The sequence below is a fragment of the Streptococcus mitis SK597 genome (genome assembly GCF_000148545.1).
Taxonomy (GTDB): domain Bacteria; phylum Bacillota; class Bacilli; order Lactobacillales; family Streptococcaceae; genus Streptococcus; species Streptococcus mitis_C.
The window spans coordinates 1-3,682 of sequence record NZ_AEDV01000075.1 but is presented as its reverse complement, the minus strand read 5'-3'; the positions used below and the strand labels follow the sequence as shown (position 1 = coordinate 3,682).

Genomic DNA, 3,682 nt, shown 5'->3' with positions numbered 1-3,682 from the left:
ATTGATTTCTAGGCTTTTTGATTTTGTTCCCAGTTTCCAACTAGTTGAAAAAGCGTTATAATGGTAGTAGGAAGTAATTTGTTTGAGAGAGGGTGGGTCTGATGGCTTATATTGAGATGAAATACTGTTACAAGCGTTATCAGGTTGGGGACACGGAGATTGTGGCCAATCGTGATGTGAATTTTGAGATTGAAAAGGGTGAATTGGTTATTATTCTAGGTGCATCTGGTGCAGGTAAGTCAACGGTTCTTAACCTTCTTGGGGGAATGGATACTAATGACGAGGGGGAAATCTGGATTGATAGTGTTAATATTGCAGACTATAGTTCCCACCAGAGAACCAATTACCGTAGAAATGATGTCGGTTTTGTTTTTCAGTTTTATAATCTAGTTTCCAATCTAACCGCTAAGGAAAATGTGGAGTTGGCTTCAGAAATCGTGACAGATGCCTTGAATCCTGAACAGGTCTTGACAGATGTAGGTCTGGCTCATCGTCTCAATAATTTTCCAGCCCAGCTTTCTGGAGGGGAGCAACAGCGAGTCTCCATTGCACGCGCGGTAGCTAAAAATCCTAAAATTCTCCTTTGTGATGAACCAACTGGAGCCTTGGATTATCAGACGGGTAAGCAGGTTTTGAAAATTCTCCAAGATATGTCTCGTCAAAAGGGAGCGACGGTGATTATCGTGACTCATAATGGAGCTTTGGCGCCCATTGCTGATCGCGTGATTCATATGCACGATGCCAGTGTCAAGGATGTGGTGATCAACCAGCATCCTCAGGATATCGATAGTTTGGAGTACTAGCATGATCAAGCGAAAAACCTATTGGAAGGACTTAATTCAGTCCTTCACAGGCTCCAAGGGGCGTTTTTTATCCATCTTGACCTTGATGATGTTGGGTTCTTTAGCCCTAGTAGGCCTCAAAGTGACTAGCCCCAACATGGAGGCGACAGCTAATGCTTATTTAACAACTGCTCAAACCTTGGATTTGGCAGTTATGTCTAATTATGGTTTGGATCAAGAAGATCAAGAAGAACTAAAACAGACGCAGGGCGCAGAGGTTGAGTTTGGCTATTTGACAGATGTGACTATGGATAATGGGCAGGATGCCATTCGACTGTACTCCAAACCAGAGCGAATTTCAACCTTTCAGCTAAGAGAGGGACGACTTCCTCAGTCAGACAAGGAAATCGCCTTGGCCACTCATTTGCAAGGCCAATATAGCGTGGGACAGGAGATTAGTTTTAAAGAAAAAGAAGAGGGTCATTCCTATTTAAAAGACCATACTTATACCATTACTGGTTTTGTGGATTCAGCTGAAATCCTCTCACAGAGAGATATGGGCTACGCAGGAAGTGGAAGTGGGACTCTGACAGCCTACGGGGTCATTTTACCTAGTCAGTTTGATCAGAAAGTCTACAATATAGCTCGTTTGAAATATCAAGATTTAGCAGGCTTAAATGCTTTTTCATCAGCTTATGAAGAAAAATCCAAGCAACATCAGGAAGACCTTGAACAAGCTTTGTCAGATAATGGCAAGGCACGTCTGCAATTCTTGAAAAAAGAAGGACAAGAGTCTCTAGACAAAGGTCAAGAGACCATTGACAAGGCTGAGACTAATTTGCAGGAAGGCAAGCGTCGTTTAGCAACTGCTCAAGCTCGTTTACAGGCTCAGGAAAGTCAACTAGCCTTGCTTCCTCAAGCTCAGAGAGAGCAGGCTAGTTCTCAACTTACCCAAGCCAAGCAGGAATTGAGCAAGGAAGAGGACAAACTAAAGCAGGCTGAACAAAATCTAACCCAAGAAAAGGAAAAATTAGAAAAACAATCAGCAAGTCTTGGATGAATTAGCTGAGCCCAAGTATCAAGTCTATAATCGTCAGACCATGCCTGGCGGTCAAGGCTACCTCATGTACAGTAATGCTTCAGCCAGTATTCGGGCAGTGGGCAATATCTTTCCTGTAGTGCTTTATGCCGTAGCGGCTATGGTGACCTTCACAACTATGACTCGTTTTGTGGATGAAGAGCGAACACATGCAGGGATTTTTAAGGCCTTGGGTTATCGCAGTAAGGATATTATCGCTAAATTTCTCCTCTACGGTCTAGTAGCTGGGACTGTCGGAACAGCTCTTGGTAGCATACTTGGCCATTATTTACTAGCCAGTGTAATTTCAAGTGTCATTACAAAAGGCATGGTGGTGGGAGAAACACAGATTCAGTTCTATTGGACCTATAGTTTATTAGCTCTTGGTTTGAGTTGGTTGGCGAGTGTGTTACCAGCCTATCTGGTGGCTCGGAGGGAACTTCATGATGAAGCAGCCCAGCTTTTACTGCCTAAACCTCCTGTTAAAGGAGCTAAAATCTTACTGGAGCGCATCGGTTTTATTTGGCGTCGTCTCAGTTTTACTCATAAGGTAACAGCTCGCAATATCTTCCGTTATAAGCAGCGGATGTTGATGACGATCTTTGGTGTAGCAGGTTCAGTCGCTCTGCTCTTTGCCGGTTTGGGAATCCAATCCTCTGTAGCAGGAGTTCCGTCCAGACAGTTTCAACAAATCCAACAGTATCAAATGATTGTCTCTGAAAATCCTAGTGCGACCAATCAGGACAAGGCAAATCTAGAAGAAGTGTTGAAAGGGCAGGATATCCAAGCCTATCAGAAGATCTATTCACAAACGCTAGACAAGGATTTCAAAGGTAAGGCTGGTCTTCAAACCATTACTCTTATGATGACAGATAAGGAGGATTTGACTCCCTTTATCCATCTGCAAGACCATCAGCAAGAGTTGACATTAAAAGATGGCGTCGTTATTACAGCTAAACTTGCCCAGCTGGCAGGTGTCAAGGTTGGGCAGACTTTAGAAATTGAAGGTAAGGAACTAAAGGTCGCTGCCATTGCTGAGAACTACGTTGGTCACTTTATTTATATGAGTCAGGCTAGCTATGAGCAAATTTACGGACAGCTACCCCAAGCCAACACTTATTTGGTCTCGTTAAGAGATACCAGTGCTACTAGTATCGAAAGACAGGCAGGCTTACTTATGAATCAATCTGCGGTGTCCAGCGTCGTCCAGAATGCTTCAGCCATTCGCCTCTTTGACTCCGTCGCCAGCTCACTCAATCAGACCATGACCATCTTGGTCATCGTATCGGTTCTGTTGGCTATTGTTATCCTCTACAATCTGACCAATATCAACGTGGCTGAGAGAATCCGTGAACTCTCCACTATCAAGGTTCTCGGTTTTCATAATAATGAAGTTACCCTCTACATTTATCGTGAGACGATTGTGCTGTCCCTTGTGGGAATCGTACTTGGTTTGGTATCTGGTTTCTATTTACACCAATTTTTGATTCAAATGATTTCGCCTGCGACTATTCTCTTTTATCCGCAGGTAGGCTGGGAAGTCTATGTAATTCCAGTGGCAGCAGTAAGCATCATTTTGGCCTTGCTTGGTTTCTTTGTCAATTATCATCTGAGAAAGGTTGATATGCTTGAAGCCTTGAAATCTGTAGAGTAAGATAGCTGTTTTTAGCTGATTGACCTTGTATTTACGAGTAAATCATGACCACCCGCATAGCGGGTGGTTTGTCCCAGGGCTATAAGCCCAAATTACCAGCCAGCGCCTAAAGACGCTGGCTTTCACGTTGTTCAAGCCTTATTGCTCTTGACTCGTCACTTGCCTCTT

Annotated in this window: 1 protein-coding gene and 1 pseudogene; both read left to right on the top strand. The window is 43.6% G+C overall.

Annotated elements, in window-relative coordinates:
* The first annotated feature begins 101 nt into the window (after nucleotides 1-101).
* Nucleotides 102-803, top strand: coding sequence for an ABC transporter ATP-binding protein (locus SMSK597_RS09890; protein WP_000323396.1), 702 nt, complete (start codon nucleotides 102-104; stop codon nucleotides 801-803).
* Nucleotide 804: 1 nt separating this feature from the next.
* A pseudogene (locus SMSK597_RS09885) lies at nucleotides 805-3,514 on the top strand (FtsX-like permease family protein).
* Nucleotides 3,515-3,682 lie beyond the last annotated feature (168 nt).